At 68.7% G+C, this 1,020-nt stretch carries 1 protein-coding gene; it reads right to left on the bottom strand.

Annotated elements, in window-relative coordinates; translation table 11 throughout:
* Window positions 1-1,020, bottom strand: a 1,020-nt coding sequence (locus VQ03_RS30430) for a TonB-dependent siderophore receptor (RefSeq protein WP_048454677.1), incomplete at both ends; no start/stop codon positions are given.

Here is a 1,020-nt window from a genome sequence, read left to right as displayed (position 1 = left end):
CGAAGCGCGGCGTCGCGGCCGTGCCCTGCGATCGCGTGGTCGTGTTGTTGATGTAGCTGGTCGTGTCGAGGGTGATGTCCTCGACGCGCACGCCGACCAGGGCATGGAGCTTGGGCGTGAGGTCGATCTGGTCCTGGACGTAGCCGGCGTAGCTCGTCGTGTTCTGCAGCAGGTTGCTGCTCGGCACGGTGAGGGCGGGCAGGGGCTGTCCGTAGCGGGGCGCGAACAGGTCGAGGACGAAGGGGTTGGCGTTGAAGTTCGAGCGCGTGATGTCCTCGCGGTAGCGCAGGCTGTCGCGTTCGAGGCCGACGAGGAGGGTGTGGCGCAGGAAGCCGGTCTCGAACTTGCCCGCGAGATTGATCTGCAGGTCGAGGTCGGACCAGGTCAGCTCGCGCCGGTCGAGGGTGCGCCGGAGCAGGCGCCCGTCGCCGAGGAAGCCCACGGTCTGCACCGCGTCGCCGGCGATGTTGCCGGCGAGAACCTGCGCGCCCGCGTTCAGCACCCAGTCCGAGTTGAGCCTGTGCTCGACGCGCAACTGGCCGAGGGCGTTGTCGTTGCGGAACGGGGCGAGGCCCGGCTCGCCGATGTAGCGGCTGCGCGGCACCGCCCGCAGGTCGCCGCGGAACGGCACGATGCCGCGGTCGAAGATCTGCCCGGCGCTGATGAACTCGCCCTCCAGCGTCACCGTGGTGTCGGCGTTCGGCTTCCAGGCGATGACGGGGGCGAGGTAGTAGCGGTCGCTGTGGACGAAATCGCGGAAGCTGCCGTTATCCTCCACCGCGCCGGTGAGGCGGGCCAGCACCGTGCCGCCCTCGTCGAGGGCGCCGGTGGCGTCGAAGGTGCTGCGCTTGGTGTTGTAGCTGCCGTATTGCGTGCCGATCGCGAAGGAGCGCTCAGGCACCGGCTGCTTCGTCACGATGTTGAAGGTGCCGCCCGGATCACCCCGTCCGTACAGGAAGGCCGAGGGACCTTTCAGCACCTCGATCCGCTCGATCGACACGATGTCGGGCGAGTTCGGGA

The sequence above is a fragment of the Methylobacterium tarhaniae genome (assembly GCF_001043955.1).
GTDB classification, from domain to species: Bacteria; Pseudomonadota; Alphaproteobacteria; order Rhizobiales; family Beijerinckiaceae; genus Methylobacterium; species Methylobacterium tarhaniae.
This window is presented reverse-complemented; position numbering and strand designations above follow the sequence as displayed.